The sequence below is a fragment of the Paenibacillus sp. FSL W8-0426 genome (assembly GCF_037969725.1).
Classification (GTDB): Bacteria; Bacillota; Bacilli; order Paenibacillales; family Paenibacillaceae; genus Paenibacillus; species Paenibacillus hubeiensis.
On record NZ_CP150203.1, the window covers coordinates 1,788,828 to 1,801,274 of the forward strand.

The 12,447-nt window shown below is 51.4% G+C and carries 11 protein-coding genes and 1 tRNA gene; 8 read left to right on the top strand and 4 right to left on the bottom strand.

Annotated elements, in window-relative coordinates:
• The first annotated feature begins 131 nt into the window (after positions 1 to 131).
• The 6 genes from MKY59_RS08225 to odhB all read left to right on the top strand — a co-directional run bounded on the left by MKY59_RS08225 (position 132) and on the right by odhB (position 6,798).
• A complete protein-coding gene (locus MKY59_RS08225) occupies positions 132 to 617 on the top strand; it encodes a GNAT family N-acetyltransferase (RefSeq protein WP_236416012.1) in 486 nt (161 codons plus the stop codon).
• Positions 618 to 703: 86 nt separating this feature from the next.
• On the top strand, positions 704 to 970 hold the full coding sequence (locus tag MKY59_RS08230) for a cupin domain-containing protein (protein WP_290371450.1): 267 nt from the start codon (positions 704 to 706) through the stop codon (positions 968 to 970).
• 66 nt (positions 971 to 1,036) lie between these two features.
• Entirely contained in the window at positions 1,037 to 1,489 is a 453-nt protein-coding gene (locus tag MKY59_RS08235) for an NUDIX domain-containing protein (RefSeq protein ID WP_339277056.1), read from the top strand.
• 188 nt (positions 1,490 to 1,677) lie between these two features.
• Positions 1,678 to 1,751: transfer RNA gene (locus tag MKY59_RS08240), tRNA-Pro, on the top strand.
• A gap of 902 nt (positions 1,752 to 2,653) precedes the next feature.
• Positions 2,654 to 5,527 (top strand): 2-oxoglutarate dehydrogenase E1 component, encoded by a 2,874-nt coding sequence (locus MKY59_RS08245; RefSeq protein ID WP_236416009.1) that lies wholly within the window; start codon positions 2,654 to 2,656, stop codon positions 5,525 to 5,527.
• A gap of 5 nt (positions 5,528 to 5,532) precedes the next feature.
• Complete coding sequence (gene odhB, locus MKY59_RS08250; RefSeq protein WP_339277058.1) at positions 5,533 to 6,798, top strand: 2-oxoglutarate dehydrogenase complex dihydrolipoyllysine-residue succinyltransferase; 1,266 nt, start codon at positions 5,533 to 5,535, stop codon at positions 6,796 to 6,798.
• Between the two features lie 147 nt (positions 6,799 to 6,945).
• Here odhB and MKY59_RS08255 read toward each other — a convergent pair whose 3' ends face one another.
• The 4 genes from MKY59_RS08255 to MKY59_RS08270 all read right to left on the bottom strand — a co-directional run bounded on the left by MKY59_RS08255 (position 6,946) and on the right by MKY59_RS08270 (position 10,765).
• A complete protein-coding gene (locus MKY59_RS08255; RefSeq protein ID WP_339278354.1) occupies positions 6,946 to 7,947 on the bottom strand; it encodes an alpha/beta hydrolase in 1,002 nt (333 codons plus the stop codon).
• A 57-nt stretch (positions 7,948 to 8,004) separates the two neighbouring features.
• Positions 8,005 to 8,982 (bottom strand): type I phosphomannose isomerase catalytic subunit, encoded by a 978-nt coding sequence (locus MKY59_RS08260; RefSeq protein ID WP_236416007.1) that lies wholly within the window; start codon positions 8,980 to 8,982, stop codon positions 8,005 to 8,007.
• A 243-nt stretch (positions 8,983 to 9,225) separates the two neighbouring features.
• Positions 9,226 to 9,810 carry a class I SAM-dependent methyltransferase gene (locus MKY59_RS08265; protein ID WP_339277060.1) on the bottom strand — a complete coding sequence of 195 codons (585 nt, stop codon included), beginning with the start codon at positions 9,808 to 9,810 and terminating at the stop codon, positions 9,226 to 9,228.
• A 1-nt stretch (position 9,811) separates the two neighbouring features.
• On the bottom strand, positions 9,812 to 10,765 hold the full coding sequence (locus MKY59_RS08270) for a TIGR01212 family radical SAM protein (protein ID WP_339277062.1): 954 nt from the start codon (positions 10,763 to 10,765) through the stop codon (positions 9,812 to 9,814).
• A 373-nt stretch (positions 10,766 to 11,138) separates the two neighbouring features.
• Here MKY59_RS08270 and MKY59_RS08275 point away from each other — a divergent pair, with 373 nt between their 5' ends.
• Both MKY59_RS08275 and trmB read left to right on the top strand, forming a co-directional pair.
• Positions 11,139 to 11,342 carry a hypothetical protein gene (locus tag MKY59_RS08275; protein ID WP_236416004.1) on the top strand — a complete coding sequence of 68 codons (204 nt, stop codon included), beginning with the start codon at positions 11,139 to 11,141 and terminating at the stop codon, positions 11,340 to 11,342.
• Between the two features lie 149 nt (positions 11,343 to 11,491).
• Positions 11,492 to 12,241, top strand: coding sequence for a tRNA (guanosine(46)-N7)-methyltransferase TrmB (gene trmB, locus MKY59_RS08280; RefSeq protein WP_236416003.1), 750 nt, complete (start codon positions 11,492 to 11,494; stop codon positions 12,239 to 12,241).
• Positions 12,242 to 12,447 lie beyond the last annotated feature (206 nt).

Genomic DNA, 12,447 nt, shown 5'->3' on the forward strand with positions numbered 1-12,447 from the left:
GGAAAGGCGAGGCATGAAATTTGTTTTGCATTTCAAACAGATCGTTAAGTACATACGTTATTAAGAATGAATGCTGGATTTCGCAAGCAAGGCGAAAAGAATATTGAATGGGGAAAAGGTGGAGAGTCGAAATGAGGCTGTCGTTCCGGATCTTGAATTGGGAAGAAGAAAAACCGTACGATCTATTATTGATGGCGGACCCTTCCAAAGCGATAGTTGACGAGTATCTGAATCGAGGCGTTTGTTTTATCGCGGAATATGAAGGAGAGATGGTGGGGGAATTCGTGCTGCTCAAAACCCGTCCGGAGACGGTGGAGATCGTCAACATTGCCGTTCAGGAGGAATTGCAAGGACAGGGTGTCGGCCGGCACATGATCAAGGAAGCGATTAAGGCCGCACGCAAAATGGGCGGGAAAACCGTTGAGATTGGTACGGGGAATTCAAGTCTGCATCAATTGAAGCTCTATCAACGCTGCGGCTTCCGCATTGTGGGGGTCGATCGCGATTTCTTTATAAGGCATTATGATGAAGAGATTATTGAGGACGGTATTCGCTGCGTGGACATGATTCGTTTATCGATGGATCTGGAGCAGGTTGGAGAGGAGCATGAGGTATAGAAATTTATAGCTTGAATGTAGAGGACGGTCGTATCATTACGGCATTTGGAAGCGAGGGAGCTCAAATAACCCCGGTATTGAGAAGCATGGCGGATTGTCATGTAGCCTGCCTGAGACTTGCTGCCGGAGGTCATCTTGGTTTGCATCCTGCAGTATCAGAGCAGGTGTTTCTGGTGCTGGAAGGTGAGGGATGGGTAGAAGGCGCCGATGGACAACATGAAAAGATCCGTGCAGGCGAGGCTGCTTATTGGAGAAACGGAGAGAACCATCAATCCGGTTCCGATCAGGGCCTTACCGCGTTGTTGATTGAAGGAGAGAATTTGGCCATGCGCCTGGCTCTGCGGAAGCAATAAAAGGGGACGAGCGTAAAGTTAGTGTATGGCGCAAACCTGAACAGGAACGAGTAAAGGAGCCGATCCATGAATCGACATACACACTTGGGTGTTTATGGTTTGATCGAATGCGAAGGGAAATTTTTGCTGATTCGCAAAGCGCGAGGCGCTTATCAAGGGAAATGGGATTTGCCGGGCGGCAGGCCCGAATTCGGCGAATCTCCGGAATCTGCCTTGCATCGCGAGATTGAAGAGGAAACAGGGCTCACGGATGTTGAAGTCGCTATCTACGGTGCTCAATCCAACGTCGTTCACTGGTTGTATCAGGGGCAACCCGAAGAACTGTATCATATAGGCATTCTGTATGATGTGAGATTGAAGTTTGCGACAGATGCGACGAAGATCAGAAAAGAACCGGACGGACACGATTCGCTCGGTGCCGGCTGGTTTACGCGGGATCAAGTTCACGAGGTAGCTTTAACCCCTTTTGCGGAGCACATGCTACGTAATCATGTTCAGGCGAGTTCTCGAAACGAATGAAACTGGAGAGAAGTATCGTTTACGTAGGCACGGTTTCTGAAGCCTTCTTTCTATTTTGCTTCTGTTAAATATTGCAAGAATGCTAATGTATGCGCTATAATAGGGTCATACGTGGCAGTCGGTTTGGGTAAGACGAATAGAACTGCCGCATAGGGAAACAGTGCATGGGGCTGGAAACTGGCCAATATCGGGGTATAGCGCAGCCTGGTAGCGCGCACCCTTGGGGTGGGTGAGGTCGTGGGTTCAAATCCCGCTACTCCGATTGTCATTTTCTTTGGCCTATTGTAAGGGAGTTCACTTTGGAAAATCGATGAGCAATTGATCTATAACGCGCGATACATTAAATGGAGAGCATACAATACTTCTCATGTTGGATCATTCCAATGTGAGAAGTATTTTTGTTGTCCCTACACATGCGGGTGAGGCCCGAGGCTGACCTATAAAACTTTATATAACAATTAGTTATATGTTATTATACTATTTAGGCATAAATTACGAGGCAAACTTTGGTTTTAAGCATACGATGGAACATCAAAAAGCTTCTTGACAGCGAACTTGAAGAATCACGATTTCACCAAAACGTGGATAAACGGCCCGTGCCCGGCTTATTTTACATAATTGCGGCACGGACGGGTGAAGGGTTCCATGACAGGTCGAAATCCTTCACGATGCTAAAATCCGATGATGGGCAATGAATTGCATGTAAACCTATTTTTTTGCGAGCTGCTGTTTGTTCAAGGACATAATGGTCCAAAATTATATCAGGAGTCCTTTTTTTAAAGTGTTTTATGCCGTAATGCTCCGATTCATCTAATTTATGCATCAATCGGACTAAAAATAGGAAATGCTCCTGAGCGAGAAAGTTTATAGAATGGTATTAGAAACATGAACTTCATCACAGCATGATCGAAGAAAGTGTGGCCCTCGAACGGATCAGGACAATACTCGATATCTGTGCGATGGCATACCGAAAAAAACTTGTTTTGAGCATTTTTGAAAACGCAGACAAACGTTGACGGAAGCGTCGGAACAACGTAATTGCCACAGTCAGCACGATGATTGGACTTCATGAAAAATTTCGCTTAAAATGTTGATCGAACGCGAATTTAGGCGGTCAATGATTTCCGTCAAAACAACGACTAAATCAAGACGGAGGGAACGTCGATGACGATCGAGGAAGGCAACAAGAAACCCTGGGAGAGTTACTATGGACCTAACCTGGGATACGTACAGGAGCAATACGAATTATTTTCTCAAGATCCAGGATCGGTAACCCCGGCCTATCAGGAATTGTTTGAACAATGGGGTGCTCCGCCGATGCCCGGCAGAGATGCACATATAGCCACGCAATCTGGTTCTGCCCAAAACGCGACCGGAAGCGTGGATATCCAATTATTACAGAAAGCGGTTACAGCGGGTAAGCTGGTATGGAATATCCGGACTTACGGTCACCTTGCTGCGGACATCGATCCGCTTGGCATCAGTGAGTCGGCGGATACATCGCTGTTGGAACCAGAGCATTTCGAATTGAACGAAGAGGACCTCAAGGCGTTGCCGGCTTCCCTGATCTGGGAAGGCGCTGACGGCCAGACGTTAAACGGATGGGATGCCATTCAACGTTTGCGCCAGATTTACACGGGGCCGATTGCTTATGAATTCAGCCATGTCCATGACGTCCGTGAACGCGAATGGTTGAACCGGCGGGCGGAATCCCGGACGTCTCCGGCTCCGCTTACCCATGAGGAACGCAAGGCATTGCTGAAACGTCTCGTGGAAGCCGAGCAGTTCGAGGATTTCCTTCATAAAACATTTGTGGGTCAGAAGCGTTTCTCCATCGAAGGTAACGACGTGCTCGTACCGATGCTGGATGAAGCTGTGCGAATCATGGCGCATTCGGGCTCAAGCCACATCCTGATGGGGATGGCTCACCGCGGTCGTCTGAACGTCCTTGCCCACGTGCTGGGGAAACCTTATAGCAAAATTTTCGCTGAATTTCATCATTCCCCGAACAAGGATCTCGTTCCGTCGGAAGGTTCGACCGGCATCAATTACGGCTGGACGGGGGATGTCAAATATCACTTAGGGGCCAATCGCTACGTCAAAGAAGGCGAAACGGTGCAGGCTCGCTTGACGCTTGCCAACAATCCGAGCCACTTGGAATACGTCAATCCGGTAGTGCAAGGGTTTGCCCGTGCCGCACAGGACGATCGCAGAGACCCAGGCTATCCGAAACAGGACGTAAGCAAAGCGGCAACCATTCTGATGCACGGCGACGCAGCATTCCCGGGTGAGGGAATCGTGGCGGAAACGCTCAATTTCAAAGCATTGCCAGGGTATCAAAATGGCGGGACCATTCACATTATCGTTAACAACCGCCTCGGGTTTACGACCGATAGTTCCGATTCGCGATCCACATATTACGCCAGTGACCTTGCGAAAGGGTATGAAATCCCGATCGTGCACGTCAATGCCGACAACCCGGAAGCGTGTATCGCGGCCATTCGCATGGCGGCTGAGTATCGCAATCGTTTCAAAAAGGATTTCCTGATCGACCTGATCGGGTACCGCCGTTACGGCCATAACGAAACGGACGATCCGGAAACGACGCAGCCGACCGTATACGAAAAAGTGAAAAACCATCCGACCGTCAGCCATCTGTATCAGGATCAGCTGAAAAAGGATGCCATTGTCGACGATGCCCTGATCGGGAGCATTCGCGAGGATGTAGGCAATCGTTTGAAAGAAGCTTATGAGCAGATGAAAAACAATGAAGTACGTGAGAAAGGGCAGCTGCAAGCTGCGCAGCCGGAAGCCGTATCTCTCATGCCAACGGCGGTTCCGCTGGACCGATTGCGCGGCATCAATGCCGATTTGCTCAAATGGCCGGAAAACTTCAACGTGTATCCGAAGCTGCAGCGTATTTTGCAGCGTCGCAAAACGGCGCTGAACGAAGGGGAAAAGGTCGATTGGAGCCTTGCGGAAACGCTGGCCTTCGCGACCATTATCGCCGACGGCAAACCGATTCGGATCAGCGGGCAGGACGCGGAGCGCGCCACGTTCGCTCACCGGAATCTTGTGCTTCACGATGCGGTCAACGGGTCGAAATATTGCCCGCTTCACCATCTGCCGCAGGCGAAAGCTTCGTTTGCCATCTACAACAGCCCGCTTTCCGAAGAATCGGTGTTAGGCTTCGAATACGGCTATAACGTGTACTCCCCGGAGACGCTAGTGATCTGGGAAGCGCAATTCGGCGATTTTGCCAACTGTGCGCAAGTTATTTTCGACCAGTTCGTATCTGCAGGCCGCGCCAAATGGTCGCAAAAATCAAGCCTGGTCATGCTGCTTCCGCACGGCAATGAAGGTCAAGGTCCGGAACATACCAGTGCCCGGTTGGAGCGTTTCCTGCAGCTCGCGGCCGAGGATAACATGATGATCGTAAACCTGAGCAGATCGTCGCAATATTTCCATTTGCTGCGCCGCCAGGCTTCGCTGACCGACACCGAAGACGCCAAACCGCTTGTCATGATGTCGCCGAAAAGCCTGATCCGCAATCCGCGTGTGGCTGCTCCGGCATCGGAATTCAGCGAAGGCCGCTTCGAACCGATTCTGGAACAAGCAGGCCTGGGGACGAAACCGGATCGCGTTGAACGCATCGTACTGTGCAGCGGCAAAATCGCCATCGATCTGGAAGATGCGATCGAAAAAGACAAGAACGATTGGTCATGGCTCCACATTATCCGTGTTGAGCAGCTCTACCCGTTCCCTGCCGAAGAAATCAAGCGTGTGCTGGCCCGTTTCAGCAATGCGAAGGAACTGGTGTGGGTGCAGGAAGAAAATAAAAACATGGGCGCATGGACGTACATGGAACCTCGCCTCCGCGAGATTGCTCCGGAAGGGACAACAGTGCGCTATGAAGGCCGTCCTGAGCATGCAAGCCCATCCAGCGGGTATCAGCGCGTACACAGCCTGGAACAGCAGCAGATCATTACGGCAACCTTGAAGCAAATGACAAAGAACAATATTCCACTGGGGAGGTAACAGCTGTGAGTGAAATTAAAGTTCCCGCCATGGGCGAATCGATTACGGAAGGAACCGTATCCAGATGGCTTGTCAAAGAAGGAGATGCCGTCAATCAGGGCGATGTTCTTCTGGAGCTTGAGACGGATAAGGTAAACATCGAGATCAGTGCGGAAGAGAGCGGGGTTTTGGAAAAAATCCTCCGGCAGGAGGGAGATACCGTCGAGATCGGCGAAGCGATCGGTATCATCGCTGTTGGAGCGGGAGCCGCAAGTGCTCCTGCCTCCCCAGCTGCTTCCGACGCTGCGCCTGAACCGAAGAAGCAAGCTCCGGCTCCACAGGCTGTTGCTCCTGCCCCGACGGCTCCGGAAGTTTCCGAAGCGGGCGTGAAGGCAGCTTCTCCTGCTGCGCGAAAGCTTGCCCGCGAGCGCGGCATTGAGCTGGATCAAGTGCAAAGCAAAGACCCGATCGGACGCGTTTACCAAGAGGACGTCAAAAATCACGGCAGTCAAACGGCTGCTCCGGCCGCACAGGCACCCAGCAAGCCGTCTGCGCCGAGTGCGCCCGCTCCTAGCGCATCTACATATGCGAAACCCGTTGAGCGCCAGCGCATGACACGCCGCCGGGCAACGATTGCCAAACGCCTGGTGGAAGCACAGCAAACGGCAGCGATGCTGACCACGTTTAACGAGGTCGACATGACGGCGATCATGGACGTGCGCAAACGCCGCAAAGACAAGTTCAAGGAGAAACATGACATCGGCCTTGGCTTCATGTCCTTCTTTACCAAAGCGGTCGTTGGAGCGCTGAAAAAATTCCCGATGATCAACGCAGAAATCGATGGCGAAGACATCATTCTCAAAAAATACTATGACATCGGCATTGCCGTTTCGGCGAAGGAAGGTTTGGTTGTGCCTGTCGTCCGTGATGCGGATCGCTTGAGCTTTGCCGAGATCGAACGCAGCATTGCGGATCTGGCATCCAAAGCACGTACGAACACGCTGGCCTTGTCTGACCTCCAAGGAGGAACGTTCACCATCACTAATGGCGGTACGTTTGGCTCGCTGTTGTCCACGCCGATTCTGAATACACCTCAAGTAGGTATTCTCGGCATGCATAACATTCAGCTTCGTCCGGTGGCGATCGATGCCGAGCGCATGGAAAACCGTCCAATGATGTATATTGCGTTGTCTTACGACCACCGCATCATTGATGGTGCGGATGCCGTACGCTTCCTGGTGACGATCAAAGAACTGCTGGAGGATCCGGAATCGCTGCTGATCGAAGGATAATATAGGCGTACAAGCAGGTAAGCGATGATGCTTTCATAAGCACTTATTGACATTTCAAAAGAATGAACGAAGAAGCCCCTGATTTGGAACACAGTTTGTGCTGTGTCCGGTCGGGGGCTTCTGTCTTTGATATAGTTAACGTGTCCCTCACAAGGAGTCGGCCGGAAAATTGTCGGCGATTGCGTTTGTTTCTGTGTCTGTGTCTGCAGCAGCGCCGCTGAGCAACGGTAAATGCCGTTCCAGCCATTCCAGGATGTCCTGGGTAACCTCCGCTCGGTTCGTTTCGTGCAGCATTTCATGGCGTCCACCCGGGTACAGGCGAACCTCGATATCTTGCAGCTGCAGCTTGCGGTATTGGGCAACCAGGTTCTGAACGCCTTTGCCATGCAAGCCAACCGGGTCCTGTTCGCCGGAAAACAGGAAAACGGGTTTATCTTTGGGGATGCCCGCCATGTTATGGGGAAGATGGATTTCCAGCAGCAGCCGGAAAAAATCCCGGAAAAATCCTGCAGTGCAGATCGTGCCGCACATGGGGTCATCAATAAATTTTTTGACTTCGGCCTGATCTCTGGAGAGCCAGTCAAAAGGCGTTGCCGCAGGGCGGAACGCGCGATTAAAGCCGCCAAATACGATGGCGTTAAGCAGCAAGCTATGGTGCGCGGCCCCTTGGAGGCTGCATTGCAGCCAGGCCAGTTTTTCACCCAATTGCAGCAGGCTGCGTTTGCCGTTGGTACCCGACAAAATAAAGGCGGCATAACGTTCATGACCCGCATACATGAGATGCTGAACCAAAAAAGACCCCATGCTATGTCCCATCAAAATGATGGGTACCCCCGGATGCTCCTGGGCGGCTACTTCCCCCAGGTTCATCATGTCGCTTGCCATCCAGTGAAATGCATCAGAGCCTGCATCGCCCAGCATATCCGGGCTTCCAGCCGTTTTTCCATGCCCACGGTGGTCATTGGCATATACGGCGTATCCGCTTTGCGTGAGCGATTGGGCAAACTCTGCATATCTGGCCGCGGTTTCAGCCATGCCATGTCCAATCTGGAGCACGCCTTTAACGGAAGTATCCGAAGAGGGCAGCCAACGATACACATGGATTCGGCTCCCGTCATTGGCGATGAGGTCAAAGGTCGATTCCTGCATGAGCATAGCTCCCTTCTTCATGATACAAACCTCGTTCTTATTCCCGTCCGATGTCAATTAAGGAAGGTAAGAACGGAGCACAGTGGCGTTCCCATCCATCGTATAGGCGCCAAGATTGGCCGGAAGCAGGTAACATTGCCCTGCCTTCAGTTCGACGCGCTCCGCGTCGCTGTTGCCCCATCTCAGCAAACCGCTGCCGTCGCAAACGACGAGAATGGTGAAGCTTTCCGCATCCGTGGTGAGCTCCCATTGATTGCGCACGACGCCTTTTTCGACGACGAAATAAGGGCATTCCGCAAGTTTCAGCCATTCTCCCGGAACGGCGTTGCCTGTTTTCATCGTTGTGGCACCTGCGCCTTCGTAAGCCGTTACGTTAAGGGAATCCTCAATGTGCAGTTCGCGCGGCTTTCCGTCAAGGCCAGGACGATTGTAGTCGTAGAGGCGATAAGTGGTGTCCGAGTTTTGCTGGATTTCGGCGACGACCACGCCAGCGCAAAGGGCGTGAACCGTTCCCGCAGGGATAAAGAACGTGTCGCCTGCTTCAACGGGAACTTGGCGCAGCGTATCCATCACCGTTCCGTTTTCCAACGCGGATTTCAACGTTTCCCGATCCACGCCGTCGTTCAGGCCATAAATGATGTGCGCGCCCGGTTTGGCGTCGAGTACGTACCACATTTCTGTTTTGCCGAGCTCGCCTGGAGGAAGTTCTGCGTAGTCGTCGGTCGGATGGACTTGAACGGACAAATCGTCATTGCAGTCCAGCAGTTTGATTAGAAGTGGGAAGCGTCCGCCTTTTTTTGAAACGCCTTTGGTTCCGAGCCATTCCGTGCCGAGCAGTTCGCGCACTTCATCCAAGCCTTTTCCCGCCAACTCGCCGTTGATCACTTTCGTTGTTCCGTTCGGATGATCCGCAATCATCCAGCCTTCGCCGATATGTCCTTCGGGCGGGGTCAGGCCGAATTGCTCCAGCGCACGCCCTCCCCATACGCGCTCTTTAAATTCAGGTTGAAATTGCAAAGGATATGGTTTGGTCATCGTATAGTTCTCTCCTCTATTATATAAAATGGCGAATCACTTTAATCAGCACATGTTGATGTACAACATGTATACGGTTGCATGATGATATGTAAAGCAGGCCATTGCGCCAAAGGCATCAAACCGGGCCTAAGAGCTGGAATGGATTCTGTTGGCAGACAGCGGCATGCAGTATAGAACGACAGGATGACAGTAGGCAAGGGCTAAATGCTGCGCTTAGTCCTTTAGACCGTGGCCGTGCAATTACTTTTTTTCGATGCCGATCAAAAAAGGTGAGGTTTCACGCTGCAATTGACGGTAAACGACCGTCTGGGCTTGCTCCACCGGCAAGGCAGACGCCCACTGCCAAACGGCATCGGCTTCCTGGGCCCCTCCGTCATGGCCCGGATAGAGCACGGTGGTTATGATGCCACGGGGCCGCAGGAGCTGCAGGGCGGCTTCCAGAGCAGCAATGGTATTATCCGTCTGGGTAATGATAGACGAATCTGCCCCTTCCGATGGCAGATAGCCAAGGTTGAACATCACCGCGCCGACCGACCCATGCCAATCTTCGGGAACGGCCTCGGCCATGCGCTCATGGCCAAGCTGCAGCAGGGAGATGGAACCCAGCTTGGCTGCATCCTCTTGTTTGCGAATGCGCGCTTGGGCGAGCGCGAGGGCTTGGTTTTGAATATCGAAACCGATCACCTGTCCGCGCGGGCCTACCCTTTGCGCAAGAAACAATGTATCCGCTCCAGTGCCAACGGTCGCGTCAATGGCGAGATCCCCGGGCTGCAAACGAGCGGAAATCCATTGATGGGCACAACTGAGCACCGATAAAAATCCCATATCAGCATCTCCTCCAATACTTGCCCTGCCAGGAATCCCGTTCACGAAGCTCCCGGTCAATGGAATTGAGCACTTCCCATTTCTTGAGCGACCACATCGGTCCGATCAGCAGATTGCGCGGCGCGTCGCCGGTCAGGCGGTGCACGATCATTTCCGGAGGCAGCATTTCCAACGTATCCACGATCAACTTGATATACTCGTCCTGCTCCAGGAAACGCAGCAGCCCGGCTTCATACTGTTTGACCATCGGCGTTTTGCGCATGAGGTGAAGCAGATGGATTTTGATGCCCTGCACATCCATATTGGCTACCGCGCGCCCGGTATCGAGCATCATTTCATGCGTTTCCTGCGGCAATCCGTAGATGATGTGCGTACATACGCGGATGTTGTGCCTTCGCAGTTTGGCGACGGCTTCCTCGTAACATCGGGTATCATGTGCCCGGTTGATCAGGGTGGAGGTGGACTCGTGGATTGTTTGCAATCCCATTTCGACCCATAGATAGGTTCGCTCGTTCAATTCAGCCAAATATTCAACCACGTCATCGGGCAGACAGTCGGGACGCGTCGCAATCGAGAGGCCGACCACGCCGGGCTGCCGCAGGATGACTTCGAAGAATTCACGGAGGACTTCGACAGGGGCATACGTATTCGTATAAGCCTGAAAGTAACCGATATATTGGGCGTTCGGCCACTTTAGATGCTGCTTGTCCCGAATAGTATTAAACTGCGTTACCAGATCGTCGCGTCTGCTGCCGGCGAAATCCCCTGATCCGCGGGCACTGCAGAAAGTGCAGCCGCCTTTGGCAATGGAGCCGTCGCGATTGGGACAAGTAAAGCCGGCGTCCAGCATGACTTTGAACACTTTGTTGTTGAATTCGTTTTTCATTTCATGGTTCCAGGTATGAAACCGTTTATCCCCCCATAGGAGGGGAGTATCGATTGCAGGTGCGTTCATATTGTTTCGGGTGCTCCTTTAACGGCCATCCTCCATACGCGAAAAAAGGAAAGGCTCTTATCTGTTCACGATCAGGAACGGATTTCGGAAATCCGCATCTGTATGGACTGCTATTATTGTATCAAAAAATGGGGGCAGTGTGCATCCGTCGTCCGGACGCGATATCGAGGCCTTCATCCAAGCTGTAATGCTCCATTTTAAATCGTTTTCAACTCTCAAAAATAGGCCGGAAATTCAACGATTTCACTTGAAATAGTTCACATGATGTGTTATATTTAAACCAACGTCAGACACATCCAAAGGGTACTTATTCATCACGGCAATTGAATGAATTTTGACGTCATGGACCATATTATACCGTGAGGTGATATGAATGAATTCCCAAGTCAAAAATAATAATGATGTTCATCGCGTTTCCGTTGAGTTGACGGCAGAAGAGGCGCTGGCCCTGACAGGTGTTCGTTTTAATGGCAATCCGAAAGTGAAAGCGGCTGCAAGGCAAAAAGTTCGCGATGCTTTCGAAAAGACATTTGATTTTTCACACCAAGATAAGGTAGACTATGAACTGTTAAAGTAGTTGGACCCCAATTCCAAATATATCGGAAAAGGAATCTTTGTTATTTGCCTCATCGGCAATTCAAAGATTCCTTTTTCTTTGCCCTTTACAATTCGCCGCTTCTTCGGCACAATGATTCTGAGACAAGTATCAGCAAACGGAGGAATAAGATGCGTTTACGTGGAAGAAAAGGGATCCGGGAAAGCCTGGAGCAGCAGGAAGACCTCGTGATTTTGGATCCCAAACAATACAAGGGACAATGGTCCAAACTGTTTGGCAATGATCGTCCGATCTTTGTGGAATTCGGCATGGGCAAAGGCCAGTTCATTAGCCAGATGAGCCATAAACACCAACAGTACAATTTTATCGGTTTTGATATGTTCGATGAACTGGTGCGAAGAGCCAGTGAGAAGGCGAGAAAGGCATGGAATGAGGACGCGGTCGACACGCCGCCGAACCTCAAGCTGGCTTTGGCTAACATCGAGAGCATCGAAGAAATATTCGAACCTGGCGAGCTCGAACGCATTTATTTGAATTTCAGCGATCCGTGGCCGAAGGCAAAGCATGCACGCCGCCGTTTGACGCATCCCCGTTTTTTGAAGAAATACGTCGAATTGCTGAATGCCAAAGGACAAATCCATTTCAAGACCGATTCGGAGACGTTGTTTGAATTTTCCCTTAACGCATTTGCGGACTTTGGCTTGCAAATGACGAATCTATCGCTCAACTTGCATCGGGATGGATTGAACGAAGAGCATGTCATGACCGAGTACGAGCAGAAATTCATGGGCAAAGGCATGAACATCCACCGCGTTGAAGTGATCGTTGGGGAAGAGGCTTTGCGTGAATATCAGCAAATCCGTCTGGACAAATACAAAGTACGTGAAGCGAAAGACAACAAGGAAACGAGTGAAAAGTAGAAAAACGGCACCGGGTTGGCTGCAACCTGTGTGCCGTTCTTTTTGCGCTGGCAGGTCGCGAACGGAGCATTCTGATTCGAAATTTTGCTTTTTGCGCCTGCATTGAACTTTGGTCATCGGGATTTCGTTGGTGGAGTCGGTTCCGCCCTAGGTTTAGGCACGCTGGTGCGCACACAAAGGCGCCTTCAAGCATGAAGGCGCCTTTG

What these genes read in the sequence shown, in the direction of transcription:
- MKY59_RS08225 (WP_236416012.1), top strand. Translation starts at nt 132, where the DNA reads ATGAGGCTGTCGTTCCGGATCTTGAATTGGGAAGAAGAAAAACCGTAC.
- MKY59_RS08230 (WP_290371450.1), top strand. Translation starts at nt 704, where the DNA reads ATGGCGGATTGTCATGTAGCCTGCCTGAGACTTGCTGCCGGAGGTCAT.
- MKY59_RS08235 (WP_339277056.1), top strand. Translation starts at nt 1,037, where the DNA reads ATGAATCGACATACACACTTGGGTGTTTATGGTTTGATCGAATGCGAA.
- MKY59_RS08245 (WP_236416009.1), top strand. Translation starts at nt 2,654, where the DNA reads ATGACGATCGAGGAAGGCAACAAGAAACCCTGGGAGAGTTACTATGGA.
- MKY59_RS08255 (WP_339278354.1), bottom strand. Translation starts at nt 7,947, where the DNA reads ATGCAGGAATCGACCTTTGACCTCATCGCCAATGACGGGAGCCGAATC.
- MKY59_RS08260 (WP_236416007.1), bottom strand. Translation starts at nt 8,982, where the DNA reads ATGACCAAACCATATCCTTTGCAATTTCAACCTGAATTTAAAGAGCGC.
- MKY59_RS08265 (WP_339277060.1), bottom strand. Translation starts at nt 9,810, where the DNA reads ATGGGATTTTTATCGGTGCTCAGTTGTGCCCATCAATGGATTTCCGCT.
- MKY59_RS08270 (WP_339277062.1), bottom strand. Translation starts at nt 10,765, where the DNA reads ATGAACGCACCTGCAATCGATACTCCCCTCCTATGGGGGGATAAACGG.
- MKY59_RS08275 (WP_236416004.1), top strand. Translation starts at nt 11,139, where the DNA reads ATGAATTCCCAAGTCAAAAATAATAATGATGTTCATCGCGTTTCCGTT.
- trmB (WP_236416003.1), top strand. Translation starts at nt 11,492, where the DNA reads ATGCGTTTACGTGGAAGAAAAGGGATCCGGGAAAGCCTGGAGCAGCAG.